The organism is Lachnoclostridium edouardi (genome assembly GCF_900240245.1).
GTDB classification, from domain to species: Bacteria; Bacillota; Clostridia; order Lachnospirales; family Lachnospiraceae; genus Lachnoclostridium_A; species Lachnoclostridium_A edouardi.
Window position 1 is genome coordinate 1,497,185 of sequence record NZ_OESQ01000001.1, and the last position, 23,521, is coordinate 1,520,705.

A 23,521-nucleotide genomic window follows, 5' to 3' on the forward strand; every position below is an offset into this window, starting at 1 on the left:
TATACCGCAATCTCTACAAAAAATAAAGAATAATGTCACCTTATTTTGTTCAAAAATGCATTTTTATTCTCTTCCTGTTCCTCTAAATTTTTCAATTTTGTTATATTTCTCTCCGGAATCCAAGCTTTATTAGCGTTATAATAAAAATTAATTTGTTTCCAGTACTTCTCCGGATACAGCATTAAATAATATAAACAATTTTTTTCCCATTTTGTCATAGGCAGCACACTTTCATATTCCTCCATAATAGATTGACCTAAATCAGTATCCCAGTCATGCTTTTCCATTACCTTTCTCATAAAATGATATAAGTCCTCTGTCTGCAGTCCAAAATGCATCTTGCTGAATTCAATAATTGCGATTCCCTGCTCCCCCATAAGAATGTGATGGTGGTTTAAATCTCCATGACACAAATAACTGCCTGTCTCTTCCTGGCTGCACAGCCTTCCCATGCCTTCTGTAGCCTCCAGTGCCTGCTGATAAAATCTGTCAAAGTTTCCTATTACGCATAATTCAAATTCAGATTTTTTTCTTTTTCCTCTTATAAAATTTCTGGCGCGCCTAAGCTCCTTATTATGCCTTTCCATTTCCTTTTCAGGGGACTCTGACAAAATAGACCCTAAATTCCACTCCTGGTGAAATTCTATGGGTCTCAGCACCTTATGCAGCACTGCCATCTGTTTCACTGCTCTTAAAATTTCACCAGAATCTTTTAAATTACATTCTCTGTCTGAAAACCAATTTTTCACAAAATATCTGGTTCCATCCTCAGCTGCAGCGGACAGAAGCCCTTCTTTGCTTCGTACATAGCGGTCTACCAAAGGGTATCCGCTGTTTTGGACAATTTCCAGCACCTGATCTTCAAATTCCAGACGTTTCATTGTGCCCTTATATTCCCGCACCAGCTTCAGCCCCTGGTTTGTCTCGCAAAGCCAGGCTCCTCTTCCCTTTCTGGCAGATATAAGCTCCAGATCATACTGCTGCAGTACCTCTATATATTTCTCATTCACAGCTACCCCTCCATATCCGATTCTATATTCCGGTCTTTACAAGCCCTTTCGGCTACTTCTAGGGTATGAGAAAGAGTTGCCTTTTAGAATCAGATACTTTATAATGAATAAAAAATATTAAGCTAAGCTGAGTCATACAATATCAGCTTGGCAGAAATCACATAACAGGAGGATTTATAATGAAAAAAGTTGTTTCAACAGAAAAAGCACCTGCAGCATTAGGCCCATATTCTCAGGCCAATATTGTAGGAAATTTTGTATTCACTTCCGGTATGGTTCCCATTAACCCGGCAGACAATTCTATTCCTGCTGACGTCAAGACCCAGGCAGCTCAGTCCTTAAATAACATTAAGGCTGTTTTGGAGGCCGCCGGCTCTTCTATGGACAAAGTATTTAAGACTACTGTTTTTATTAAAAACATGAATGATTTTGCCCAGATTAATGAAGTATATGCAACCTTCTTTGACGGAAATTACCCATCCAGATCCTGTGTTGAGGTTGCCAGACTTCCCAAAGACGTATTAGTAGAAATTGAGGCTATCGCTACATTAGATTAAAATGACAATCCGCTGGAGGCTTGTTATGATGATTTACCTTTTTGTAAACATCTTACTGGCATACCAGCGGATTTCACTTAATACGGCCCTTGCCACAAAACGACAAAATTCTTCAAAAAATGACAAAATTTTACATTTTTCTCCAAAATTCAACAACAATCTACATTTTCAAACGTATTATAAAGTAAAGACATTCATATGCACATCATCAGGAGGATCACTGTCGTGAAAGAATTATCTGTATACTATTGTCCCCATTGTGGCCATTATGCTTACTATCAATTATCCAGAAACGCTGTCTGTCCCAAATGTCATATACAAATGGCCATTTTAGCCATGCGTTTCCAGGATTTTATGAATCTTTCCCTGGAGGAAAGAGATGAGCTGTTATCCAGAAAAATTCTTTTTACGGGGCCGTCTATTGTACAACGACTTATGGAAGCACATAAAAATGCAAACAACAGAGAAACTATTGCGGCCTTGACGCAAAAAATCCAGGAACTGGAAACAGAAAATAAACATCTGAACGAAACAGTCTCCTGGATGCACAAAACGATCTGGGAATTAATTCAAAGAAATAAAATGCTGAAACGGGATTAACCACCATATCCCGTTTCTTCAATTAAAACATATCTGTCCAACAAACGATTTAATGTAACTGTCATTTGACTCAATGCTTTTACTAAATATTCTTTTTCCTCCCTCAATTTATTCACCTCCATTAATAATGCGTCAATCTGCGCCTCCCTTTCCATTACTATACCTCTCCTTTCTCAACCCGTACATGCCGCCGGCATTAATAAATATACGGCTTTTTCTATGATTTGCAAAGTAATTTAGGTCGCATAATTCGACACAGTTGTGAATAAAATCTTTACTCTTTCTTAACTTTTCCCTACTTATCCACAACATATGCAATACCCGCCATTTCCGTCCACAAGACCTGTGTCTTTATCAAAAGGCGATAATAAAATTAAAGTCGAAATATTTTTTTCAGATTCTCTGTTTTCTGTCTGTTTTCTCTGATATTCTAACCGCTCAGTCCGAAAATAAAAGGTAAGATATCCCATTTTATTTTTAATCTTTTGAGAGAAAAACGTAATAAATTCGTAACGTTTAAACGCTGGAAAATACTGTATAGCAATGGTATAATATCTTTAGAAAAGAAAGGAGTTGATACTATAATATGAGAAGAAAAACTTTATGCACATTCCTTTTTTCTTGCTTTTTATTAGTTGTATGTTCTTTTCCTGCACTGGCTGGTTCCTGGAAGGAAGATAACGGTCAATGGAAGTACTATGGTGAGGATGGTTCTCCTGTCGCCGGCTGGATAGAAGATGATGATGAAGTGTACTATACAGATAAAGATGGCACTATGAAAACCGGTTGGATCAAATATGAACGCGGATGGTACTATTTTACAGAGGACGGCCCCTTAGCCACAGATACATGGATCGACAACTATTACGTTAATGAGGATGGACGCTGGACAAAAACAAGATAATATATTTCTCTTTTACTTAACTTATAATCCTTTTTGAATCAAAAAAACCATTGAAAACTGATTTCCAAAAATCGGCTTTCAATGGTTTTTTTGTGTGGATAAATATTAAACAAACCAGAATATTCCACCTGCTCATGTCGCATTTTGCGTATTCTTTTTCAAATTATTGCTGAAAAAAAACTTTTAACACCTTTTATTTTAATTTTATGTCAACTAATTATACTTCCTATATGGGAAATCATCGCTACTTGACCTGGTTATAGAGAAAAAATAAGTATAACTTTACAAGATTTTTGTGAAAATCTATTGTTTTCTCAGACATTTAATGATATAGTTTGAAGCATTATCACAAAAGGAGGTATTATCTATGGATTGTCACATTAATTTTCCTGATACTGAAAACGACTTATCTTCAGAATTACTGCATGGTTTCAGAGAACATTTAATATTTCAAAACATGGCGCCCAGTACAGTGCAGGTCTACACATATGCAGTGCATCAGTTCTTCCAATTATACCGCACACTTTCCATAAACCACCTTCAATTATATAAAGTCTATCTTTTAGAACATTACAGGCCTCAGACTGTGAATCTGAGAATTCGGGCACTTAATTGCTTCCTGGAATTTATTCAGTATCCAGACGGCAGAATTTCTATGATAAAAATTCAGCAAAAAACATATTTAGATCATGTAATCAGCGAGGGGGATTATGAGTATTTAAAAAAATGCCTTCTTCAAGATGAAAAATACCTGTACTATTTTATTATCCGTTATATGGCGGCCACCGGCGCACGGGTCAGCGAGCTGGTGCAGATACAGGTACATGATGTGCGCAGCGGATACAGGGATATTTACTCTAAGGACAATAAAGCCCGGCGGCTGTACATCCCAAAATCTTTAAAAGAAGCTTCTTTAATTTGGCTGGATTCTTTAAACAGAAAAAAAGGAGATATTTTTCTCAACCGCTTTGGAAGCAGAATTACTCCGGGAGGCATAAGGACACAGCTGAAAAAAATCGCCTTCCAATATCACTTAAATCCTCAAGTAGTTTATCCTCATTCCTTTCGCCACCGCTTTGCAAAAAGCTTTATTGAACGATGTTCTGATATTTCTCTTCTGTCTGATCTTTTAGGTCACGAAAGTATTGAAACTACCAGAATTTATCTTCGCCGTACAAGTACAGAACAACAAAATATTATTAACAATATCGTTGATTGGTGAACCTATGAATAAAAATGAACAGGATTTTATGGAATTCAGAGTATTTCTAAAAAAGCAAAACGCCGCCCAGAGTACAATACTGTCTTATGTATCTGCAGTTCGACAGTACTTCTCTTTCTATGATAAATTAAGTATAGAAAATCTGCAATCTTACCGTCAGTATTTGTTAGATAATTATAAAATAAATACAGTGAATTCTCGTATTCGGGGAATGAACCGCTATCTTTCCAGCCTTTCTCCTGACTCCCTGCCTGAGGCTTTGCAAAAAATTGATACTTACAAACTTCCATCTGTTAAAAAACAGCAAAAATCCTTTTTAGATACAATTATTACAAATGAGGATTAGGTCAGTTTACAAGGAACTACACGCAGACCACGAAACGGGCTGCTGACAACAAATAAAGGCTGAGTATCAAGCACCGAAAAAGTGCGAGATATTCAGCCTGTTTTGTTGTCCGGGGTTTCCAAAGGGGCTTGCCCCTTGGCACACGACTTTGCTTGCAAAGTGTAGTGTGTTATACGCTCTGTCGGCGTTGCTGCGAAAATGAGGTTGCCGCCGGGTCGGGCAAGGGCATTTGAAGCAGCAGGAAAACAGGGCTGTGATTGCGTGTCGTGGAGCCGCAAGCGCAGGGCTGGTTTCGTCAGCAGACAGGGCGTATATGAAAGCCCCCGTTCCTCGTCCCACGCCGGACTTCGGGACAAAATGTCCCGAACTTGTGGACACACTCACAAAAAGCAAACAGATTTTTCTCTCAAAATTGGAATGGGCGGGGAAGCCATTTTAGGGCTTTGCTATCTCCCTGATAAATGAGAAGTTAAGTTTCGTCCATATATATTTTTATCTCGATGTATTCATGATTTCTTGCATAAGCAAACGACGCTGATTTTCTGATATAGTCAAATATATTTTCGTCTAAATCTTCGTCCCATGTTGTTTCGCTGAAAATTTTATTTTCAGCGGTTGGCTTATACAAGATGACTACATGGATTTGATAAAACTCTTCATCATCATCATTTGAAAACTGTCGAACTAATGAAATTTGAAAAAATGGTTCTTTTGAAAAAGCAGTAAATGTTCCGGTTTCAAATAAAACCATATCTTCTTCAAGCGGTGTGCTGCACATCTGCTCAAAAACATCAACTATTTCTTCCACAGACATTTTATCCGTTATCTTATCTTCTAAAAACTTAATCAAGTTCTCCATTGATTTTCCTCCTGTAAATTCTTATTTATTGTTCTCTACTTCCGTCCCCGCTGTGGATTTGGATTTTTCAGCAAATCTGACTTATCAGTTCTTAGAAATGGGCGGGAAGCCATTTTAGGGCTTTCCCGCCTTGATTGCCCATTAGCAAAGACGGGCGGGGCTGTCAACGGCGGCGCATGAAATGCGCCGTTCATCTTGACCGTTGACTGGCTCGACTGGCTTTGCTATCTCCCCAACAAGTTATTGTTTGTTGTTTTTCCAATTATCTAAACGGGCTTGCATAGTTTCTCGCCATTCTTCACTTGGACAAGCAGTAATCAATTTTCGATACTCTTCACTTGATGGCGCTTCTATCAAATAAGACTCTACCAATTTTAGCAAATCCCACTCTACTCCATACATTCCACCTTCGGGGAAAATGTCAATCAATACGCCTACCTCTTCTCTTGTCAGTGGCGTTTTTACATTGGAGAGCAATTCATCATACATATTGATGGTTTCTACTGTAGGGTCATCTTTCACTGCGTCTGGCATTTGACCGAGAAGTCTCAATTTTATAATTGCCTCCTGCACCTTTACTCCCTCCAATTTCTCGTTCTCTACTTTCTCCCCCGCTGGGGATTTGGATTTTTGAGCAAGTCCGACTTTTCCGAAATCTTTTTCAGCCACTTCTTTTCTTCCCCGGACAGCTTCTTAAAGTTCAGCCGCAGCCGTTTGCAGATAAACGCCAAAGACGCTTGCTCCGGGTCGCTGTCTGGGCTGGCGTTTTCGGTAGCGGCTTCCAATAATCCTTTCAGCGGGTTGTCCTCCGGGACACTGAAAAAATCGTCCTTATGTGCTTCCCGCAGGTCAAGAGCTATCTTGTTTATGTCCTGCTGTATCACATAGCGGCAAAAACTGTCATCATCAATATGGGCGGCGATAAGCTGTCTTAACTGCGGGTCGGACAAGCTGGGATTGTGCTGCTTCATAATGGTTGCGCTCACAGCGTCTATAATGGCATTTGCACTCTGCACCTGTTTGCCAGCGATACCGTTTACATAGATTTCGAGGTCAGCCATCAGCCGGGGGAAATCCGGGTGTACCGCCAGTTCACACAAGAGGGAATTATCCACCAACCCGCTTTTCAAGAGTTCAATCATATCATCACTCAAACGCAGGTCTGCAAGATCGGCGTTTGGGTGATTTTTTGTTTGAGAACGCCCCAGCAGATAATCAACAGTCACTTCATAAAACTTTGCCAACTCAATAAGGGCATAATGGCTGATGTCCTTGAAATTATCCCCCTCATAACTGCCCAACGCAGACTTGGAGAGGTGCGTCTGCTCCGCAAGCTGTTCCAGCGTCAGCCCACGCTCCACACGCAGGTCTTTCAATCGTTCTTGTATGGATAGTTCCATGCTCTCCCTCCTTGTCTGCTCGATAAATTGGAAGTTGTTAATCTTCTAACTCAAAATCATCTTCGTTTACAAGACCACGAATAAAATCCTCAAAACTATCTGCTAAAGGAGTGATTTCGTAATTTCCTTCTTGGTCAATATGCACTACTTTAGGCTCCCCGTGTGGGCCACACTCCCGGTAATCTAAAAAAATCATATCATGTCCAGCACTGGGACAGTCACAAATAGCTACCCCAATAGCAGGGTACTCCCATTCATCAATCATAAATTGGCTTCCCAACTCTCCACACAAAGAGTTGGGTTTCTCTCTCCCGATACCAAAAATTCCTGTAATAGCTACATGGTCATCTGCCCAACTGGTAGGTTTATCCGTAGGGAAACAAGTATTGAAAGGAATGCCTCCGTTATGTTGTTTCATCAACCAAATATAAGAAGCTGGTAACTTATAGCCTAATTCCTGCTCAACACTGGCAATCAGTTCATCAGAAGGCGATTCACTGACATATTCTTTCAAGGCATACGCACTGTCCTTCCAAAAGTTTGTAAAATCAAAGTTATCAAACATATTTAGTTCCTCCTCCAAAATCCCGATTTATCACTTTCCACTTATCATTCTACCACAATTCCGAGAGCGTGGAAATAGGCAGTTTTTTTGGCGGATTTCCTACCTTTCGGATATACGGGACGGGCTGTCTTTTAGGTGTAGACTTAGGGTAGTTCATCGATGAGCTGCACCTTGAAAAACGAATGACCGTCCGAAAGGGAATACCCCGGCAGGGGAAGCACCGCAAGGAGCCAACTTCTGGACACTTTGTCCAGAGGTCACTTCGGGACAACTTGTCCCGAAGCTGTGGGGAGCGTGCCAACGCCGGAACACGCCGCAGAAATGGGGCAGGAAGCCTTTTCGGAGAGAGCGGCAACGGAAAGCAAAATGGAGGAAACACATGAGAGAGAACCCATATAAACGACTGCCGCCCATAGAGCGCAAGCAAGACGGTTCCCTTTACCGCATGACCCCAGCGCAGCGGAAACAGGCAAACGCCCTGATCCGCCGGGAGTGCTGCTGTTATGAGGACGGGAACTGTATGTTCCTTGACGATGGGGACACCTGCACCTGTCCGCAGACGGTTTCTTTCTCGGTCTGCTGTAAGTGGTTCCGCTGGTCGGTTTTGCCGCAAGTCGGAACGCTGGAAGCGGAGATTTTCCGGGATAAGGAGCTAAAACGCTGTGCGGTCTGCGGCAGAGTGTTCGTCCCAAAGTCCAACCGAGCGAAATACTGTCCCGGCTGTGCCGCCAGAGTTCACAGGCGACAGAAAACAGAAAGTGAACGGAAAAGGAGGTCTACTGTGGACAGTTAGGGGCTGAAAAGCCCTTGATTTTCAAGGCTTTGCAAGCACAGAACAGGGGCAGGCAATAGAAACTACCGTCTGCCTCCGAAAACGGACTTCTAACCGTCCACAAAACACAATATGACAAACACCATTTATATCCATCAGCCGGAAAAAGCGGTCAGCTTTACCCGGCTTCCCAATTTCCTTTTTGAAGCCCCCACATTCATGCCCCTGTCCAACGAAGCAAAGGTACTGTATGCCTTTATCCTGCGCCGGACAGACCTGTCCCGAAAAAACGGGTGGGTGGACGAATACGGGCGGATTTACCTCTACTATCCCATCAACGAGGTAGTGGAGCTGCTCCACTGCGGGCGGCAGAAAGCGGTCAACACCCTGCGGGAACTGCAATACGCCGGACTGGTGGAAATCCAGAAGCAGGGCTGTGGAAAACCCAATCGCATTTACCCAAAATCCTACGAAGCGGTTCCAAACACCGACTTCAAGAAATACGGTTATGGAACGCCGGAGGACTGAAAACCGCACTCCACAAGTACGATAATCAATCCTCTTGAAGTACGAAAATCGGACGGTATATAGAAATACAGAGATTAAAACGATTTTATTTATATCTTATCCATTCCTATCCGATCCGAGATATTTTCTGCGGGATTTTCCTGTGGAAAAGTCCCGGAAAGGAACGGAACGGGGAAAGGAGTTTCATGGCACAACACGCAATTTTGCGATTTGAAAAACACAAGGGCAATCCGGCAAGACCGCTGGAAGCCCATCACGAACGGCAAAAGGAACAGTACGCCAGCAATCCCGACATTGACACCAGCCGGAGCAAGTACAACTTCCATATCGTTAAGCCAGAGGGCAGGTACTACCACTTCATTAAAAGCCGCATTGAACAAGCTGGCTGCCGCACCCGCAGGGACAGCACCCGGTTTGTGGATACGCTGATTACCGCCAGCCCGGAATTTTTTAAGAAGAAGTCCCCAAAGGAGATACAGGAATTTTTCCAGAGGGCGGCTGATTTCTTAATCGGGCGTGTAGGGAAAGAAAATATCGTGTCGGCGGTGGTACACATGGACGAGAAAACGCCCCACCTGCATTTGGTCTTTGTCCCTCTGACAGAGGACAACCGCCTGTGTGCAAAGGAGATTATAGGGAATAGAGCCAACCTCACAAAATGGCAGGACGATTTTCACGCCTATATGGTGGAGAAATATCCCGACTTGGAGCGTGGGGAAAGTGCCAGCAAGACAGGCAGGAAGCATATCCCCACCCGTCTGTTCAAGCAGGCGGTCAATCTCTCCAAACAGGCAAGAGCCATTGAAGCCACGCTGGGCGATATTACCCCGTTCAACGCCGGAAAGAAAAAAGAGGAAGCCCTCTCCCTGCTGAAAAAATGGTTTCCGCAGATGGAGAACTTCTCCGGTCAGCTCAAAAAATACAAGGTTACAATAAACGACCTTTTAGCAGAAAATGAACAGTTGGAAGCCAGAGCCAAAGCCAGCGAAAAGGGCAAGATGAAAGATACGATGGAACGGGCAAAGCTGGAAAGCGAGCTGAAAGACATTCAGCGGCTGGTAGACCGTATCCCGCCGGAGGTGCTGGCAGAACTGAAACGGCAACAGCGGCACACAAGGGAACGGTGATTGATGGCAGAAAACATTTCACGCCGCAGCATGGCGGCACTGCACTTTGAAAATTAAATACGGAGGTACTATGGAGCATATCAGATACAAGAAAGAAACCGAAGTCGTGACTTTTCAGGGAAAGGAAATCACGCTGGAAAATCTCTCTCCGGTGTTCACGCCGGAGCAGGAAGCGGCAAAACGCCGGGAGCTGGAACAGCAGCTTTATGAGGTGTTCCGCAAGTATGCCGACAAACGGCAGAGTGAGGAAGCCGGGGCATAAGGTTTTCCGAAGCCATCGTTGATTTGCGGGGCTGCTGGCGGTATAATAAAGCTGTCAGCAGCTCCGTTTCTTTTTTAAGAAAAGGAGCGACAATATGAATAATCGAATAGACGCAATCTATGCAAGACAATCGGTGGACAAAAAGGACAGCATTTCCATTGAAAGCCAGATTGAATTTTGCAAATACGAGTTGAAAGGCGGTAACTGCAAGGAATACACAGACAAGGGGTACAGCGGCAAGAACACAGACCGTCCGAAGTTTCAAGAACTGGTGCGGGACATCAAGCGGGGCTTGATTGCAAAGGTCGTGGTTTACAAGCTCGACCGTATCAGCCGTTCCATTCTGGACTTTGCCAATATGATGGAGCTGTTCCAACAGTACAATGTAGAGTTTGTGTCCTCTACGGAAAAGTTTGATACCTCCACCCCGATGGGGCGGGCGATGCTGAATATCTGTATCGTGTTCGCCCAGCTTGAACGGGAAACGATACAGAAGCGGGTGACGGACGCTTATTATTCCCGCAGCCAGCGAGGCTTCAAGATGGGTGGGAAAGCCCCTTACGGCTTCCATACAGAGCCGATTAAGATGGACGGTATCAACACAAAGAAGCTGGTGGTAAACCCGGAGGAAGCGGCAAATATCCGGCTGATGTTTGAGATGTACGCCCAGCCCACAACCTCCTACGGGGACATTACCCGGTACTTTGCCGAACAGGGAATTTTATTCAACGGCAAGGAACTAATACGCCCCACGCTGGCGCAGATGTTACGCAATCCTGTCTATGTGCAGGCAGACCTTGATGTGTACGAATTTTTCAAAAGTCAAGGGACAATCATTGTCAATGACGCTGCCGATTTTACCGGCATGAATGGCTGCTATCTGTATCAAGGGCGGGATGTGAAGCCCAGCAAAAAGAACGACTTGAAAGACCAAATGCTGGTGCTGGCTCCCCATGAGGGCATTGTCCCCTCCGACATCTGGCTGACCTGCCGCAAGAAGCTGATGAACAACATGAAAATCCAGTCTGCCCGAAAAGCCACCCATACATGGCTGGCGGGAAAAATCAAGTGCGGAAACTGCGGGTATGCCCTTATGAGCATTAACAATCCTGTGGGAAAGCAATATCTCCGCTGCACAAAGCGGCTGGACAATAAAAGCTGTGCCGGGTGCGGGAAAATCATCACTTCGGAGCTGGAAGCGGTTGTTTATCAGCAGATGGTGAAGAAGCTGGCAAGCTACAAAACGCTGACGGGCAGAAAAAAAGCGGCAAAGGCAAACCCGAAAATCGCCGCCCTGCAAGTGGAACTTCTCCATGTGGACAGCGAGATTGAAAAGCTGGTGGACAGTCTGACGGGTGCAAACAATGTTCTGCTCTCCTATGTGAATGTGAAGATAGCGGAACTGGACGGACGCAAGCAGGAACTTCTGGCGAGGATAGCGGAGTTGACGGTGGAAGCCATCAGCCCGGAACAGGTCAGCCAGATTTCCGGCTACCTCGACACATGGGACAATGTATCCTTTGATGACAAGCGGCGTGTGGTGGATTTGATGATTACCACCGTTGCCGCTACAAGTGACAGCTTGAACATCACATGGAAAATCTGACGGGCGGCACACCTCCCGTCAGACCGTTACCCTGTGTAGTCCCTTGTAAACTGTACTTTATAGCAGACTAAAACACGAACTGAAATGTGAAAATGAAATGTTCTGGTATTTTATTATTCGCTTTTTGGCAGCTACAGGGGCCCGCATCAGCGAATTAACGCAAATAAAATTTGAATATTTGTCTTTAGGTTATATGGACCTATGTTCAAAAGGAGGGAAAGTGCGAAGAATTTATTTTCCTGAATCCCTTTGTGCAGAGGCCCTTTCCTGGTTTTCCACTAATGGCGCTTCAAAAGGGTTTTTATTTGTCAATCACCGGGGAATCCCCATGACGCCCAGGGGAATCAGCAATCACTTAAAGCTTCTGGCCAAACAATATAATATTGAACCTGAAAGGGTTTATCCCCATTCCTTCCGCCACTTGTTTGCTAAGAACTTTTTAAAGAAGTTTAATGATATTTCACTGCTGGCAGATTTAATGGGACATGAAAGCATTGAAACCACAAGGATTTATTTGACCAGCACCAGCCAGGAGCAGCAATCCCTTATTGATGAAATTGTCACGTGGTAAATTCCTTATTTTCATAGGCCTCTATAATATCTTCAATTAAAATCAGCCCAATAGGCCCTAAAATAAATCCCAGCAGGCCGAACAACTGCCATCCTACATACAGGGAAACCAGGGATTCTAAAGGCGTAAGCCCCATTTGGTTTCCCATTATTTTTGCTTCTAAAAATTCTCTCATAAAATAGCATATTAAATAAAGAGCAATCAGCACTGCCCCGCTTGCAAAATTCCCTCTGACAAAATCTATGATTGCCCAGGGAATCAGAATAGTTCCTGTTCCAAAAACAGGGAGGGCATCTAAAAGACCAATAAAAATCCCCAATATAATATAATAAGGATTTTTTAAAATCCACAGCCCTAAAGCGCATAAAAACATTGTAAGCAGCAAAATGGTGCCCTGAGTTTTTACAAAAGCCCTGCCGGCCTGCATAAGCCTGCAGCCTATCATATCATATTCCTTCCAAAAAATAGAATTCTGCCGCCTTTGCTTTAAGCTTTCCATCTCCTGAAGGGAGAGAATGGTTCCCAGGAATATAATCACGCCTACTATCATAACCTTGACAGTATAGCTGACAACTGTCATAGAATTTATCATTAAAAAAGGCATGGCGGTTTCTTTTATTTTAACTTTCAAACCTGCCAAAATCTCCCTTACTAGTCTTACCAGGCAGTTTGGCTCTAAACCAAACGCATTTTCCAGGCTGTGACACTGACCTGTCATCCAATAATCCAGATTTTCTATCCAAACAGGCAGATTATCGGATAACAAAGTAATTTCCCGGCATATTTTTTCAACGCCAAAGTAAACTCCAACTCCTGCTAAGATTAATATGACTAAAAACTCCAGGCCTCCAATAATGCCAATGGGAAGATATCGTTTTTTTCCTTTTAAATTAATATAAAGATTTTTTTGAATCCACGCTGCAGATGGCTTTAAACATATTGCAAATAAATAAGCAGCTAAAAAAGGAATTACGAGAGGCAGCAGATATTTAAATCCTACATACACAACTCCCGTAATTCCCACTATTAATAAAATTTTCTTCTGTTTCTTACTTGGTTTGCCCATGGACCTCACCCGTTTCTGTTTTGTACTTCTTCTGTACAAAATCTAGTATGGCTCATAAAGCAAAAAATATTCTAATTAATCAAAAAATGAAAATGCTTTTCCCTCTGGCTTTTCCTGGAACTCCATTTTCTTTCCAGAGACAGGGTGATAGAAAGATAAGCCTGTGGAGCACAGAGCTACTGTTTCTTTTAAGCCTCTTTTCTGGTTCCCTATTATATAGGAAGATTCTCCTCCATTATTTTCCATTTTTCCATATTTTTGATCCCCTGCCAAGGGCAGACCGCGGGAAGCAAATTGAACTCTAATCTGATGATGACGCCCTGTAAGCAGCTGTATTCTCACTAAAGAGTAGACTTGTCCCTGGATCTCTTTACTGCCTAGAACCTGATAGCTAAGTTCTGCTCTCTTGCAGCCTTCCACCGACTTATCCACAACTTGTGTATAATTAGTTTTTCCATCCTTCAACAAATAATCCACATACTTACCCACATTATCCACAGGTTTTCCACATATCACTGCTTCATATGTTTTTGTAAAAGTTCTCTGCTGTACCTGTTTACTTAAAGCTGCCGCTGCTTTTTTCGTTTTGGCATACACCATCATGCCCTGAACGGGCTTGTCAAGTCTGTGGATAACTCCCACATAAAGCTCCCTATTTGAGGGGGATAATTTGTGGATATGTTTTTTAATTTCACTTACCATATCCGCTCCAAATCCCTTTGCTGACTGAGATTCTATACCTGCAGGTTTTTCCACAACTATTATACTTTGATCTTCAAAATAAACTTTTAATTTCATTGGTTTTTCCTTGACTTTCTCAACTCAAAATGTTATAGTGTAATAAATTATTTGATATAGTTTTTAAAACTACATATGATAGTAATATATATTTATCAATAGGAGGTTTTTTATGAATTTTAAGCTAAAAGATCCTGGAAGCGCCATCACACATTTTATAGGTATGCTGCTGGCTTTATTTGCCGCCTTCCCTTTACTGTACAAAGCGTCGGCTGAACATGGTTCTATGCACCTTACCACCTTGGCCATATTTATTATCAGCATGATTCTGCTTTACGCTGCCAGCACAGTTTATCATACTTTAGATATTTCTCCAGGTTTTAACAAAATTCTTAGGAAAATTGATCATATGATGATTTTTGTCCTTATAGCCGGGACATACACCCCGGTATGCCTTATTGTGCTGGACAATCAAACAGGCTGGTTTCTCCTAGGACTTGTTTGGTCCATTGCCGCAGCCGGAATTTTGATCATGGCCTTCTGGATTACCTGCCCCAAATGGTTTTCTTCCGTTGTGTACATTTCAATGGGCTGGGTATGTATTCTGGCTATTACAAAGATTTTTAAGGCCCTTTCTCCGTCGGCTTTTCTATGGCTTTTAGCCGGGGGAATTATCTACACAGCGGGAGGTGTTATTTACGCCTTAAAACTGCCGATTTTTAACTCCCGCCATAAAAACTTTGGCTCCCATGAAATTTTCCACTTGTTTGTTATGGGAGGAAGCTTCTGTCATTATATCATGATGTATCAGTTTGTGGCATAAACTTTTATTTCTCCACACCGCAAAAACGCCGGGAAGTCCTTTTTATATTAAGGACTTATCCCGGCATTTATTATTTATTACAGAAAAATCACTGGATTTATTAACCATCTCTTTTTTAGAGCAGATTAAAAGCTCCTTCTGCCGGCGGCTCATTTTTTTAATTGCCGCCTCCCGCTTCATGGCCTCTTCCTTTGTCTCATACATTTCATAATAAACTAAGGCTACTGGTCTTCTGCTTTTTGTATATTTGGCTCCCTTTCCGCTGTTATGGGCCTTCATTCTCTTCTCCAGATGGTTTGTCCAGCCGCAATAAAAGGTTTTATCAGCGCACTCCACCATGTATGTATAATTCATTTTCTCCATATCCTGTTCCAGCTGTTATGTAAACGGCAACAACGCCTTGCAACTGCGTTATCACCGTCCAGGTTGCCCTGTCATCTATGTGAAGCACCAGCTGGATGCATTGTTGTTTCCTGCTGATACTATATCATATGACCGGACTCCTATTTTGTGCAGCGTTTTTTCTGCTGCCCTAAACTATTTCAGCCTTGAGCAATCTCTTTTACTAGCAGCAATTTATCTCCCGGCTGTATTTTATCACTTGTAAGTCCATTTGTCTCCATAATATTATCCACAGTAGTGTGAAATTTCTTAGCGATTTTCCACAAGCTATCCCCCGGCTGCACTACATAGCCTACAATTCCCGGCAGCTTCTGAAGCTTCTGCACATCCATTGGCTGTGTTGCTGCGCTGGAAATTACCTGGTGGCAAACCGGCTGCAGCACCAGCAGATCTAAATTTACAACTGCCTTTACTTCCACCACGTCTCCGCCCATCATTACAGCTGTAAGCTGATCTATGCTGGAGTTCAGCTGATAAATACTATTTTCTGTCAGACCCTTGGCATCTGCCATATAATGAAATGGAATCATTTCTGTTCTGGATCTAATAGGCTCATTGTCGTCTGAAGTCATATAAAGCAGCTGGACCTCCAAAACGCCTTCAATATGAAGAGCATCCTCTTTTATCTCTGTCTCATCAATTTTTACATTGCCTTCACTGTGGCAGATCTGAAGAATTCTCTCCCCATTATCCAGCTGTATTTTCTCAACAATTTTACACTTACATGCATTTTTTGCCAGAATCTTGTCAAAGCAGGCTTCCTCTATCTCCATAGTCACTTCTCTGTTGGTGGAGTAGAGATCGCTGAGAATTTCTACTTCTTCCTCTTCATACAGCTTAATATTCAATTCCACCACTGCGTCCAGCTCCAGCTCCCGCATCTCCCCGTCGTAATCTGGTTTTGCCTCCAGCTCCTTGTGAACTAATTTCATGGAAATCTGAGGAATCATCTCCTCCAAAGCTTCCGGCAGCTCTAATTCTCCGGAAAATGGCACGCTTTCCTCTAAATACTGTACCGGGCCGTCCTCCCCTTCTCCTGTGTAGATGACAAACACCATCAGTTCGCCTTCCATCACCAGCTTGCCGTCTAACGGTCTGGCGCTTTCTGCTCTTAAACGGATCTCACTCCACAAAATATGTTCCATATCCGGCTTATTTCCTGACAGAGAAATCAGTTCTTTTACCCTATATGTATCTTTTCTCCTGACAGCAATCGCCGCTGCTTCCACCTTCTGTTTCTGCAGCTCCAGTTCCGCTCCGTCTTCGCTTCCTGCGCCTTCAATATCTACCGCCGCTTCCACATCTCTTAAAGTCTCTGTCTGAACTGTTAAAGTCACAAGAGCTTTTACACTCAGCTTTCTGGAATTAATCATACCTACGCTTAAATCATCCAGCTCCCATGCTGTCTCTGTATAATCTCTTTCCTCCAGCCCCGGCACATTTACGCTTTCTTCAAAAGGAATAGAGCCGGCCAAGGTCTGCAGCCCACCGTCCGCCTTTCTGTACAATATACGGAAATCCAGCTTTCCTCTTACATTTACTTTTTCTCCCTGAGCTCTGGCTGATTCAATTTGTATTTCTCCGGCGTCCAAAAGAACCCTATCCACATCATCCATGGTATCCGGAACAATAAAATCATCATCTAAAGTCAGCTGGGTGGAAGCCTTGTTTTTCCACTGATTCATATGAATATATTTTTTCAGCAGTTCCATTCATACACACACCTTTCTTACCTGAACTTATAAGAAAATGTATGCCAGCGCTTTTCTATTTATGCTCATACTCATCCATAAAGTGACGGCGCTCTCCGTTTTTTACATAACCAAGGCACGCATCCAGATTTACGTTCTCTGTGCTTTTAAAAATATTGTTTTCTATATTGGGATTATGTCTGCGGAAATACTGAATCAGCTCTTTCATCTCCTGCCTTTTTGAGGTTTTCACTTCCTCCTCCAGCACCTGCTCTTCCCTGATCTTCTCTGTAAATCTGCAGGCGCACTGCAGAAATCTAAGGTGATTAAATTCCTTCCAGGCCAGAATATCTGCTTCTTTTACATAATACAGGGGACGGATTAATTCCATCCCCTGAAAATTCGTACTGTGCAGCTTAGGCATCATAGTATTAATCTGACCTCCATAAAGCATACTCATAAGCACAGTTTCTATAACATCGTCAAAATGGTGGCCTAAAGCAATTTTATTACAACCTAATTTCCTGGCGCTGTCATAAAGACAGCCTCTTCTCATTCTGGCGCAAAGATAGCACGGGGACTTCTCCTCATCAGCCACAACATGAAAAATTTGGGATTCCACAATAGTTACAGGGATTTCCATTAATCTGGCATTTTCCTCTATCATCTTTCTGTTGGCAGGATGATATCCTGGGTCCATGACCAAATACTCTGCCTGAAATTCTACATTGCCGTGGCGTAAAATCTCCTGTATACATTTGGCAAGAAGCATAGAATCCTTGCCTCCTGATATGCACACGGCAACTCTGTCTCCCTGTTCAATCATTTTATAATCCTGTAAAGCCTTTACAAAAGGTCTCCAAATCTCTTTGCGGAATTGTTTAATAATACTGCTTTCAATTTTCTGACAAGGGGTTTTCATCTTTTCTCCAGCTCTTTCTCCAGTCTTGCCACGGCAGCCTCCAGCTCCTTCATTCTTTCCTTCATCTGGCAGTAATGTTCCACTGTCACTGTCTGAGGCTCCTGGCTGGGAATCCTGACGCCGTCCTTTTTAATCGGCTTTGCAGGAATTCCTGCCGCCGTCATATTATCCTCCAGCGGTTTTAAAAGCACTGCATTGGCCGCAATATTACAGTTATCTCCCACCTCAAAGGCTCCCAGAATTTTGGCTCCCGCCCCTACCATTACGTTATTGCCTAAAGTAGGATGGCGTTTTCCTTTCTGCGTGCCTACGCCTCCTAAGGTCACGCCCTGGTATATCGTGCAGTTATCCCCCACCACGGCAGTTTCTCCAATTACCACTCCCGCGCCGTGATCAATCAGAATTCCCCGGCCCAGCTGGGCTCCCGGGTGAATTTCAATCAAGGTAAAAAAGCGGGCGATCTGAGAAATCAGACGGGCAATAAATAACATTTTGTGGTTATAAAACCAATGGGCAAACCTGTGCCATATTAATGCGTGAATGCCTTGATATAAAAGTAATACCTCTAACGCGCTGCGGGCCGCAGGATCTCTTTCCTGTACAGCCTTAATATCCAACCATATATCTTTAAAAATCATATGCTCTCCTTCTTTCTTTTTTCTATAATATCATATGATTTTAAATTTAAAAAGAGATTTCGTGGTATTTACCATGTAAGGCTGCCGCATTTTTGAAAATCTTGCCCTGTAAAAGCCTGAATTTCCCTTCTTCCTGTTACATAAAAGTAATCTCCTATATAAAGGCCTCTTACAAATTGAATATTTTCTCCCTGACTGCATGGCAGCTCTGCCTTTTTATAAAAGCCGTTATTTTTATCATAGCCATAGATTACATACTCATTGCTCCAGGTTCTGTCAGGCAGATATTTGTTAACTGCAAATCCAATTAAGTTTTTTTCAGGGCTGATTAATATGGCTTTATGAGAATACCAGGCCGGCGTGTTTTCGTATTCCTTTACCACCAGCTTATCTATTTCCTTTACATCAGCCGGTTTGGAAATATCAAACATAGACATTTTTAGTCCCTTAAAATTCCCTCCCTCTTCCGGCAGCCCATACTCCTGGCCTAAGCCGAATAAAAGATCCTGACTCCAAAAATGAAGGTATTGAGAAAATCCGGGGATTTTTAACTGTCCTAAAATCACAGGGTTTTGAGGATCTGACAAATCTGCTGAAAATAAGGGATCTGTTTCCCGGTATGTGACAAAATAGCCTGTATTCCCCATAAATCTGGCGGAATAAATCCTTTCTCCAGGAGCCAGATTCTCGATTTTTCCTACAACCTCAAGCTGCGGATCCAGGATATACAAGGAATTTGTAGATTCTCCCTTAGAATAATGTAAGGTTGCCACAAGGCGGAGAAATCCGTCCTTTTCATCCATAGAAAACTGATTCAGCATTGTTCCGTCTATTAACCCGTGAGCCTGATAAACAATTTTCCCGTCATTATAGGAAAATCTTATTAGCTCTGTGTAATTGTACTGGGAAGCTTGATAATCATATTTTTCAGCAGAAATGTAAATATTGTCAGTACTTACATAAAGATTATCTCCCCTTGCCATAACTGCTTTTTGATCTGTGGTCTCTGAAGGCGCATTTAAATCTATAGAAGAACATATTAAAAATGAAGTATGATCTACATGATCCGGCAAATAAATGTCCTGGTATGCCATTATTTCCCCGTTTATTTCCGGAATATATTCCTTCATTTTTCTGGGCTTTTCATAAGTCCAGCGCTCAGTAAACACATATAAATAATCTCCTGATCTGCGGGAGCTTAAATACTGGCCCTCCTGTATCACCTTCCCGATTTTTACAGGCCTGGCCTTGTCAGAAATATCGTAAGTTACTGCAGCTGTAGTTTCTCCATTAGTGGCCAGCACAGAAAGCTTATTTTCCCAGATATAAAATTCCTGAACAATTCCAAATTCACTGCTTCCATTCTCCTCCAGAATTCCCTGAATCTGGCTTTCCTTCTTTAATTTTTCCTTGTCTGCCGCCACAATAGTAAGACACCCCTCTCCAGGATCTAAGCTATAAATATACGAGCCGTCTGTTTTTACAATATCTCCCTCGTCAACGCCCTGCACCTGAATATTTGTCTGAGAGTAGTCTCCTGTGCCTTTACTTATTTCAGTCTCTACGCATGTCTCTGCGCCTGTCTCCGCACCTGCTGCAGTTTCCTCTACCATTTCTCCGCCCGCTGCGGCAAGTTCTTCCTTCCTTTGCTTCTCAATCTTTCTAATTTCTTTATAAATATCCTCGTAGCTTTCTGCCGCATAGGAGCTTCTGCTCTCTCTGCTTATATTCCTGGAACTCTGTCCAGAAAGAATTCCCAACGTCACAAATAAAGCCAGGCCTGCTGCAGCTGCAACTCCTCCGTACCTTAGCCAATACGGCCTTTTTTTAGATTTTTTCTCCTTAGCCACATCCTCTAAACCGTCCAGAATATGATCAGGACTCAGCTTATGAGGAACAGGAATATTGTCTGCTGATTTTCTGATTTTCTCCAACAGTTCATTCTGTTTCATATGCATTCTCCTTTCTATCCTTCCAGCTCTCTCTCCATTTTATTAAGCGCTCTGGCAAGCTTTGACCGGACTGTGGCAGACTTTAAAAATAAGATTTTTCCAATCTCCTGGCTGTTGTAACCGCCAAAAACAGATAGGGAAATAATCATTCTTTCCTGACCGCCTAACTTTGAAAATGCATTTCTTACATCCTGTTGTTCTTCTACATTCCAGGCTTCTTCCTTATTCTGACTAAAAATCTCCTCATTTAATTCTACTGTCTGATCTGTGTATTCCTTCAGCTTTCTCTTGCATTTTATTGTGAGAATAGAAAAAATCCAGGGTTTAAAAGACTCTTCCCTTCTTAATTTTTCCTTATTCTGCCATGCATCTGCTACTGCCTCGCTTACAGCGTCCTCTGCATCCAGCCTTCTTCCCAAAGTATATAATGCAAAATAAAACATTTCTCTGTATACACTTTTATAAGCCTCCTCAAATGCACATTTATCCATTTCCATCCCTTCCCTTCAGCAGACTCAGAAATGCTTTTCACTTAAACAGTGTCATTTTTTGCCTCTACTGTTGCATGGAAATAGAAAAAAATTCATTTATTCTGTTTTTCCTTCCAAAAATGTTATTATAAAGGAAATTTTCATAAGGCTTCCACCACTGTTCATACTCCTCTTTTTCCTTCCATCCGTCCCATGTAAACCAGGAACCGTCTGATTTATAATATCCTAAGGGATGTACTACAGGAAGCTTTTGATACATTTCATCTAAAAATACCTGGTAAGAGGTGGGCAGAAGATTCGCTCTTTCCACAATTATATTAGATAAATACATGGCGCTTATTTTATCTATTTTTTCTGAAGGCGTCTCATAATTTGTCCACACTAAAAACGGCGTCACATACCGCCTTAAATAATCCTCCTTCTCCACCTCTCCCATAGAACAGCCATAAAGCATTTCGTAAAAGGACTCCTCTATACTTGGCTGGTGATCCCCAAACATAATAATCATTGTCGGCTCTTCTACATTTTCATAATACTCCAGCAGCTCCTTTAATGCCTGGTCTGACTCCCTAATCAAGGACAAATACTGTTCAGCCATAGGGAAATCTCCTCCCTCTACATGAATCTGAGCCTGGTACTCCTCCCAATATCCACCGTGATTCTGCATAGTAACATCAAATATAAACAGCTTGTCCCCTTTTTCCTTTTCCTCTGTCAGTTCCATAATTTTCTTATAAGTTCCCCTGTCACTGACATATCCCCTAATTCTTTCAGAATCCAGAAAATATTCCTCAGCCAGAAATTCATCAAAGCCCATAGCTTTATAAGCGCTGTTTCTGTTCCAGTTAGAGGCCGGATATGGATGCATCCCAATAGTTTTATAACCCTGGGCTTTTAAGGTTAAAGGCAGTCCATAAACAGGAGCTTCCATGTAAATCTGAAAGGGCACTGCACCTGCAGAAATAAAAGAAATAGAGTTTCCCGTAAGAAATTCGTACTCTGAATTGCTTGTCATAGACCCCCATACAGGCATATATAAATTGCCTTTTACACAATTTTCCTCTAATTCATTGTAAAAAGAAAGATAAGGCTGATCTGTTTTAAAATCTCCTACCTGACTTAGATCAGAAAAGCTTTCATTCATAATACAGATAATATTTTCCAGTATAATTTCTGTATCTGTCTGCCAGTAATATGCTGCATTTTCCCGGTTCTGCTCCACTGTCTCCATATCCTGTCTGACAGCCTCCACAGAATATCCATCTGGCGCCTTTTCAAATAAATAGGCAAAGCTGCGGAAGGTACACACCGCATATCCGTTGCTTTCGTAAGAGCTTCTGGGATTCCACATATTAATTTCAATTCCCCACTGCTTTATAAGAACCTGGTAAAAACCAGTGAGAAATAAAGTAAATGCAGCCACAGAAACAGGAACCACAAGCCATCTTGCTCTTTTTTCCCGCATTTTAACTGGAAATTTCACCGCCAGCACACTCAGGGCCACTACTACAGCCGCCGCCAAAATGATTTTTATATTAATTTCATAAGAATAATTGCCAGAAACGCTGGCAGCTGTTTTAACAGCCAGAAAATCTCCCAGCATAATGGGACGGTCCCTGAATTGAAGTACATAATACTCAGCAAGAGCTAAAATAAAAAAAGCTGTGTTCCAGAAAGGATATACGATTTTTTCATTGTTAAAAACCGCATAAGTAACCAGATACAGCATATAAAAAAACACCATATTTAAAAACAGCATTTTTATCTGAGGCAGACCGCCATGGCCTAAAATTTCCACCAGCAGACAGGCTGCTGCCGGAGTGAACCAAAATACAATTTTCCCTGTTAATCTCCTTTTATTTTCCATATTTCTTCTAAAGCAAAAAGAGGGCACTCATTCCTGATCACGAACGAACACCCTCATTTTCCCATCTCCTCATAAATAATATGAGTTTATTTTACGGTAATCCAATTTCTTTGTCAACTGCCAGTTTCTACTGGAAAACTACAGGTGTTTCCAGGAATTCTGTCTGCACAACAATATATGGGTAGGACTTCTCCGTCCCTGCTTCCTCTTCTTTTCCCGGCCCTAACAGCTCTGTATCAAACACAATAGAATTTTCAGTGAGAAACAGCTGATTCACAGATATACTATATCCGCCTGTAGGCTGTTCCCCGTATCCGGTCACTATGTACAGGTTCTGGTCATCACTGTAAGTCAATTTAAACGGCGCCGATTGTTTCTCTACAATAATATCCTTCAGTTCCTGGGGAACCTCTCCGTCTCCCACTACTGTAAATTCCAGATCCCGCACCTTTTCCTCCTGCCCCTGCTTTAAAGCACAGCCTGTAAGGAACCGCACCACAAATACCCAAAGCAAAAGCATACCCAGCAATATGATTTTTCCATTTATGACTCTTTTCATTATAACCTCCCCCCATATTCGATTAATAGTATTGTATGAGGGC

Annotated in this window: 26 protein-coding genes and 2 pseudogenes; 12 read left to right on the forward strand and 16 right to left on the reverse strand. The window is 42.2% G+C overall.

Annotation, left to right across the window (positions count from 1 at the left end; genetic code table 11):
• Window positions 1–35 precede the first annotated feature (35 nt).
• Window positions 36–1,010 carry a CotS family spore coat protein gene (locus tag C1A07_RS06920; protein WP_101876466.1) on the reverse strand — a complete coding sequence of 325 codons (975 nt, stop codon included), beginning with the start codon at window positions 1,008–1,010 and terminating at the stop codon, window positions 36–38.
• Between the two features lie 179 nt (window positions 1,011–1,189).
• Between C1A07_RS06920 and C1A07_RS06925 the strand changes: the two genes are divergently transcribed.
• Window positions 1,190–1,567, forward strand: coding sequence for a RidA family protein (locus C1A07_RS06925; RefSeq protein ID WP_101876467.1), 378 nt, complete (start codon window positions 1,190–1,192; stop codon window positions 1,565–1,567).
• Between the two features lie 225 nt (window positions 1,568–1,792).
• Window positions 1,793–2,167 carry a hypothetical protein gene (locus C1A07_RS06935; protein WP_101876469.1) on the forward strand — a complete coding sequence of 125 codons (375 nt, stop codon included), beginning with the start codon at window positions 1,793–1,795 and terminating at the stop codon, window positions 2,165–2,167.
• On the opposite strand, the gene C1A07_RS16205 is transcribed toward C1A07_RS06935, so the two are convergent.
• Window positions 2,164–2,322 (reverse strand): hypothetical protein, encoded by a 159-nt coding sequence (locus tag C1A07_RS16205; protein WP_180952200.1) that lies wholly within the window; start codon window positions 2,320–2,322, stop codon window positions 2,164–2,166. The two genes, C1A07_RS06935 and C1A07_RS16205, sit on opposite strands and share 4 nt — an antisense overlap.
• Before the next feature lie 431 nt (window positions 2,323–2,753).
• Here C1A07_RS16205 and C1A07_RS06940 point away from each other — a divergent pair, with 431 nt between their 5' ends.
• The 3 genes from C1A07_RS06940 (at window position 2,754) to C1A07_RS06950 (ending at window position 4,639) form a co-directional block, all read left to right on the forward strand.
• Window positions 2,754–3,071 (forward strand): hypothetical protein, encoded by a 318-nt coding sequence (locus C1A07_RS06940; protein ID WP_101876470.1) that lies wholly within the window; start codon window positions 2,754–2,756, stop codon window positions 3,069–3,071.
• A 367-nt stretch (window positions 3,072–3,438) separates the two neighbouring features.
• Window positions 3,439–4,293: a tyrosine-type recombinase/integrase gene (locus C1A07_RS06945; protein ID WP_101876471.1), complete on the forward strand. Its 855-nt coding sequence runs from the start codon at window positions 3,439–3,441 to the stop codon at window positions 4,291–4,293.
• Between the two features lie 4 nt (window positions 4,294–4,297).
• Window positions 4,298–4,639: a hypothetical protein gene (locus tag C1A07_RS06950; RefSeq protein ID WP_101876472.1), complete on the forward strand. Its 342-nt coding sequence runs from the start codon at window positions 4,298–4,300 to the stop codon at window positions 4,637–4,639.
• Window positions 4,640–5,108: 469 nt separating this feature from the next.
• Here the strand turns inward: C1A07_RS06950 and C1A07_RS06960 are convergent, their stop codons facing one another.
• From C1A07_RS06960 to C1A07_RS06975, 4 genes and pseudogenes are all read right to left on the reverse strand, one after another.
• Complete coding sequence (locus C1A07_RS06960; RefSeq protein ID WP_097779164.1) at window positions 5,109–5,498, reverse strand: hypothetical protein; 390 nt, start codon at window positions 5,496–5,498, stop codon at window positions 5,109–5,111.
• A gap of 240 nt (window positions 5,499–5,738) precedes the next feature.
• On the reverse strand, window positions 5,739–6,167 hold the full coding sequence (locus tag C1A07_RS06965) for a hypothetical protein (RefSeq protein WP_226928598.1): 429 nt from the start codon (window positions 6,165–6,167) through the stop codon (window positions 5,739–5,741).
• On the reverse strand, window positions 6,098–6,898 hold the full coding sequence (locus C1A07_RS06970) for a helix-turn-helix domain-containing protein (protein ID WP_101875840.1): 801 nt from the start codon (window positions 6,896–6,898) through the stop codon (window positions 6,098–6,100). The genes C1A07_RS06965 and C1A07_RS06970 overlap by 70 nt, the downstream gene beginning before the upstream one ends.
• Window positions 6,899–6,938: 40 nt before the next feature.
• A pseudogene (locus C1A07_RS06975) lies at window positions 6,939–7,460 on the reverse strand (SMI1/KNR4 family protein); the annotation flags it as partial.
• A 382-nt stretch (window positions 7,461–7,842) separates the two neighbouring features.
• Between C1A07_RS06975 and C1A07_RS06980 the strand changes: the two are divergent.
• The 6 genes and pseudogenes from C1A07_RS06980 to C1A07_RS07015 form a co-directional block, all read left to right on the forward strand.
• Window positions 7,843–8,256 (forward strand): cysteine-rich VLP domain-containing protein, encoded by a 414-nt coding sequence (locus C1A07_RS06980; protein ID WP_101876473.1) that lies wholly within the window; start codon window positions 7,843–7,845, stop codon window positions 8,254–8,256.
• A 111-nt stretch (window positions 8,257–8,367) separates the two neighbouring features.
• Window positions 8,368–8,763, forward strand: a complete 396-nt coding sequence (locus tag C1A07_RS06985; RefSeq protein WP_002566027.1) for a replication initiator protein A — start codon at window positions 8,368–8,370, stop codon at window positions 8,761–8,763.
• A gap of 185 nt (window positions 8,764–8,948) precedes the next feature.
• Window positions 8,949–9,890, forward strand: a complete 942-nt coding sequence (mobV, locus tag C1A07_RS06995; RefSeq protein WP_101876474.1) for a MobV family relaxase — start codon at window positions 8,949–8,951, stop codon at window positions 9,888–9,890.
• 70 nt (window positions 9,891–9,960) lie between these two features.
• Complete coding sequence (locus tag C1A07_RS07000; RefSeq protein WP_002566025.1) at window positions 9,961–10,152, forward strand: hypothetical protein; 192 nt, start codon at window positions 9,961–9,963, stop codon at window positions 10,150–10,152.
• A 94-nt stretch (window positions 10,153–10,246) separates the two neighbouring features.
• Window positions 10,247–11,758, forward strand: a complete 1,512-nt coding sequence (locus C1A07_RS07005) for a recombinase family protein (protein ID WP_002566024.1) — start codon at window positions 10,247–10,249, stop codon at window positions 11,756–11,758.
• Between the two features lie 58 nt (window positions 11,759–11,816).
• Window positions 11,817–12,329: pseudogene (locus C1A07_RS07015) on the forward strand (tyrosine-type recombinase/integrase); the annotation flags it as partial.
• Here C1A07_RS07015 and C1A07_RS07020 read toward each other — a convergent pair.
• Window positions 12,319–13,395, reverse strand: a complete 1,077-nt coding sequence (locus C1A07_RS07020) for an AI-2E family transporter (protein WP_101876476.1) — start codon at window positions 13,393–13,395, stop codon at window positions 12,319–12,321. The pseudogene C1A07_RS07015 and the gene C1A07_RS07020 overlap by 11 nt on opposite strands.
• A 75-nt stretch (window positions 13,396–13,470) precedes the next feature.
• Window positions 13,471–14,193, reverse strand: coding sequence for an RluA family pseudouridine synthase (locus tag C1A07_RS07025; RefSeq protein WP_101876477.1), 723 nt, complete (start codon window positions 14,191–14,193; stop codon window positions 13,471–13,473).
• Between the two features lie 112 nt (window positions 14,194–14,305).
• On the opposite strand from C1A07_RS07025, the gene trhA reads away from it, so the two are divergent.
• Window positions 14,306–14,956, forward strand: a complete 651-nt coding sequence (trhA, locus tag C1A07_RS07030; RefSeq protein ID WP_101876478.1) for a PAQR family membrane homeostasis protein TrhA — start codon at window positions 14,306–14,308, stop codon at window positions 14,954–14,956.
• A 42-nt stretch (window positions 14,957–14,998) separates the two neighbouring features.
• Here the strand turns inward: trhA and C1A07_RS07035 are convergent, their stop codons facing one another.
• From C1A07_RS07035 to C1A07_RS07070, 8 genes are all read right to left on the reverse strand, one after another.
• Window positions 14,999–15,310 (reverse strand): GIY-YIG nuclease family protein, encoded by a 312-nt coding sequence (locus tag C1A07_RS07035; RefSeq protein WP_101876479.1) that lies wholly within the window; start codon window positions 15,308–15,310, stop codon window positions 14,999–15,001.
• A gap of 188 nt (window positions 15,311–15,498) precedes the next feature.
• Window positions 15,499–17,070 (reverse strand): DUF3794 and LysM peptidoglycan-binding domain-containing protein, encoded by a 1,572-nt coding sequence (locus C1A07_RS07040; protein WP_101876480.1) that lies wholly within the window; start codon window positions 17,068–17,070, stop codon window positions 15,499–15,501.
• Between the two features lie 55 nt (window positions 17,071–17,125).
• Window positions 17,126–17,971, reverse strand: a complete 846-nt coding sequence (locus tag C1A07_RS07045) for a tRNA 2-thiocytidine biosynthesis TtcA family protein (RefSeq protein WP_101876481.1) — start codon at window positions 17,969–17,971, stop codon at window positions 17,126–17,128.
• Entirely contained in the window at window positions 17,968–18,609 is a 642-nt protein-coding gene (gene cysE / locus C1A07_RS07050; protein WP_101876482.1) for a serine O-acetyltransferase, read from the reverse strand. Before cysE ends, C1A07_RS07045 begins: the two co-directional genes overlap by 4 nt.
• 68 nt (window positions 18,610–18,677) lie before the next feature.
• The gene (locus tag C1A07_RS07055) at window positions 18,678–20,561 is read right to left on the reverse strand and encodes a beta-propeller domain-containing protein (protein ID WP_180952201.1); all 1,884 of its coding nucleotides are present in this window, start codon (window positions 20,559–20,561) and stop codon (window positions 18,678–18,680) included.
• 14 nt (window positions 20,562–20,575) lie between these two features.
• On the reverse strand, window positions 20,576–21,052 hold the full coding sequence (locus C1A07_RS07060) for an RNA polymerase sigma factor (RefSeq protein ID WP_101878075.1): 477 nt from the start codon (window positions 21,050–21,052) through the stop codon (window positions 20,576–20,578).
• A gap of 64 nt (window positions 21,053–21,116) precedes the next feature.
• On the reverse strand, window positions 21,117–22,919 hold the full coding sequence (locus tag C1A07_RS07065) for an LTA synthase family protein (protein WP_101876484.1): 1,803 nt from the start codon (window positions 22,917–22,919) through the stop codon (window positions 21,117–21,119).
• A 127-nt stretch (window positions 22,920–23,046) separates the two neighbouring features.
• Entirely contained in the window at window positions 23,047–23,478 is a 432-nt protein-coding gene (locus C1A07_RS07070) for a protease complex subunit PrcB family protein (protein ID WP_101876485.1), read from the reverse strand.
• Between the last annotated feature and the right edge of the window lie 43 nt (window positions 23,479–23,521).

Coding starts and splice junctions, on each gene's coding strand:
- C1A07_RS06960 (WP_097779164.1), bottom strand. CDS start 5,498: ATGGAGAACTTGATTAAGTTTTTAGAAGATAAGATAACGGATAAAATG.
- C1A07_RS06950 (WP_101876472.1), top strand. CDS start 4,298: ATGAATAAAAATGAACAGGATTTTATGGAATTCAGAGTATTTCTAAAA.
- cysE (WP_101876482.1), bottom strand. CDS start 18,609: ATGATTTTTAAAGATATATGGTTGGATATTAAGGCTGTACAGGAAAGA.
- C1A07_RS06985 (WP_002566027.1), top strand. CDS start 8,368: ATGACAAACACCATTTATATCCATCAGCCGGAAAAAGCGGTCAGCTTT.
- C1A07_RS06925 (WP_101876467.1), top strand. CDS start 1,190: ATGAAAAAAGTTGTTTCAACAGAAAAAGCACCTGCAGCATTAGGCCCA.
- C1A07_RS06980 (WP_101876473.1), top strand. CDS start 7,843: ATGAGAGAGAACCCATATAAACGACTGCCGCCCATAGAGCGCAAGCAA.
- C1A07_RS07040 (WP_101876480.1), bottom strand. CDS start 17,070: ATGGAACTGCTGAAAAAATATATTCATATGAATCAGTGGAAAAACAAG.
- C1A07_RS07025 (WP_101876477.1), bottom strand. CDS start 14,193: ATGAAATTAAAAGTTTATTTTGAAGATCAAAGTATAATAGTTGTGGAA.
- C1A07_RS07035 (WP_101876479.1), bottom strand. CDS start 15,310: ATGAATTATACATACATGGTGGAGTGCGCTGATAAAACCTTTTATTGC.
- trhA (WP_101876478.1), top strand. CDS start 14,306: ATGAATTTTAAGCTAAAAGATCCTGGAAGCGCCATCACACATTTTATA.
- C1A07_RS07020 (WP_101876476.1), bottom strand. CDS start 13,395: ATGGGCAAACCAAGTAAGAAACAGAAGAAAATTTTATTAATAGTGGGA.
- C1A07_RS06945 (WP_101876471.1), top strand. CDS start 3,439: ATGGATTGTCACATTAATTTTCCTGATACTGAAAACGACTTATCTTCA.
- mobV (WP_101876474.1), top strand. CDS start 8,949: ATGGCACAACACGCAATTTTGCGATTTGAAAAACACAAGGGCAATCCG.
- C1A07_RS16205 (WP_180952200.1), bottom strand. CDS start 2,322: ATGGAAAGGGAGGCGCAGATTGACGCATTATTAATGGAGGTGAATAAA.
- C1A07_RS07045 (WP_101876481.1), bottom strand. CDS start 17,971: ATGAAAACCCCTTGTCAGAAAATTGAAAGCAGTATTATTAAACAATTC.
- C1A07_RS06940 (WP_101876470.1), top strand. CDS start 2,754: ATGAGAAGAAAAACTTTATGCACATTCCTTTTTTCTTGCTTTTTATTA.
- C1A07_RS06970 (WP_101875840.1), bottom strand. CDS start 6,898: ATGGAACTATCCATACAAGAACGATTGAAAGACCTGCGTGTGGAGCGT.
- C1A07_RS07005 (WP_002566024.1), top strand. CDS start 10,247: ATGAATAATCGAATAGACGCAATCTATGCAAGACAATCGGTGGACAAA.
- C1A07_RS07000 (WP_002566025.1), top strand. CDS start 9,961: ATGGAGCATATCAGATACAAGAAAGAAACCGAAGTCGTGACTTTTCAG.
- C1A07_RS07065 (WP_101876484.1), bottom strand. CDS start 22,919: ATGGAAAATAAAAGGAGATTAACAGGGAAAATTGTATTTTGGTTCACT.
- C1A07_RS07060 (WP_101878075.1), bottom strand. CDS start 21,052: ATGGATAAATGTGCATTTGAGGAGGCTTATAAAAGTGTATACAGAGAA.
- C1A07_RS07070 (WP_101876485.1), bottom strand. CDS start 23,478: ATGAAAAGAGTCATAAATGGAAAAATCATATTGCTGGGTATGCTTTTG.
- C1A07_RS07055 (WP_180952201.1), bottom strand. CDS start 20,561: ATGAAACAGAATGAACTGTTGGAGAAAATCAGAAAATCAGCAGACAAT.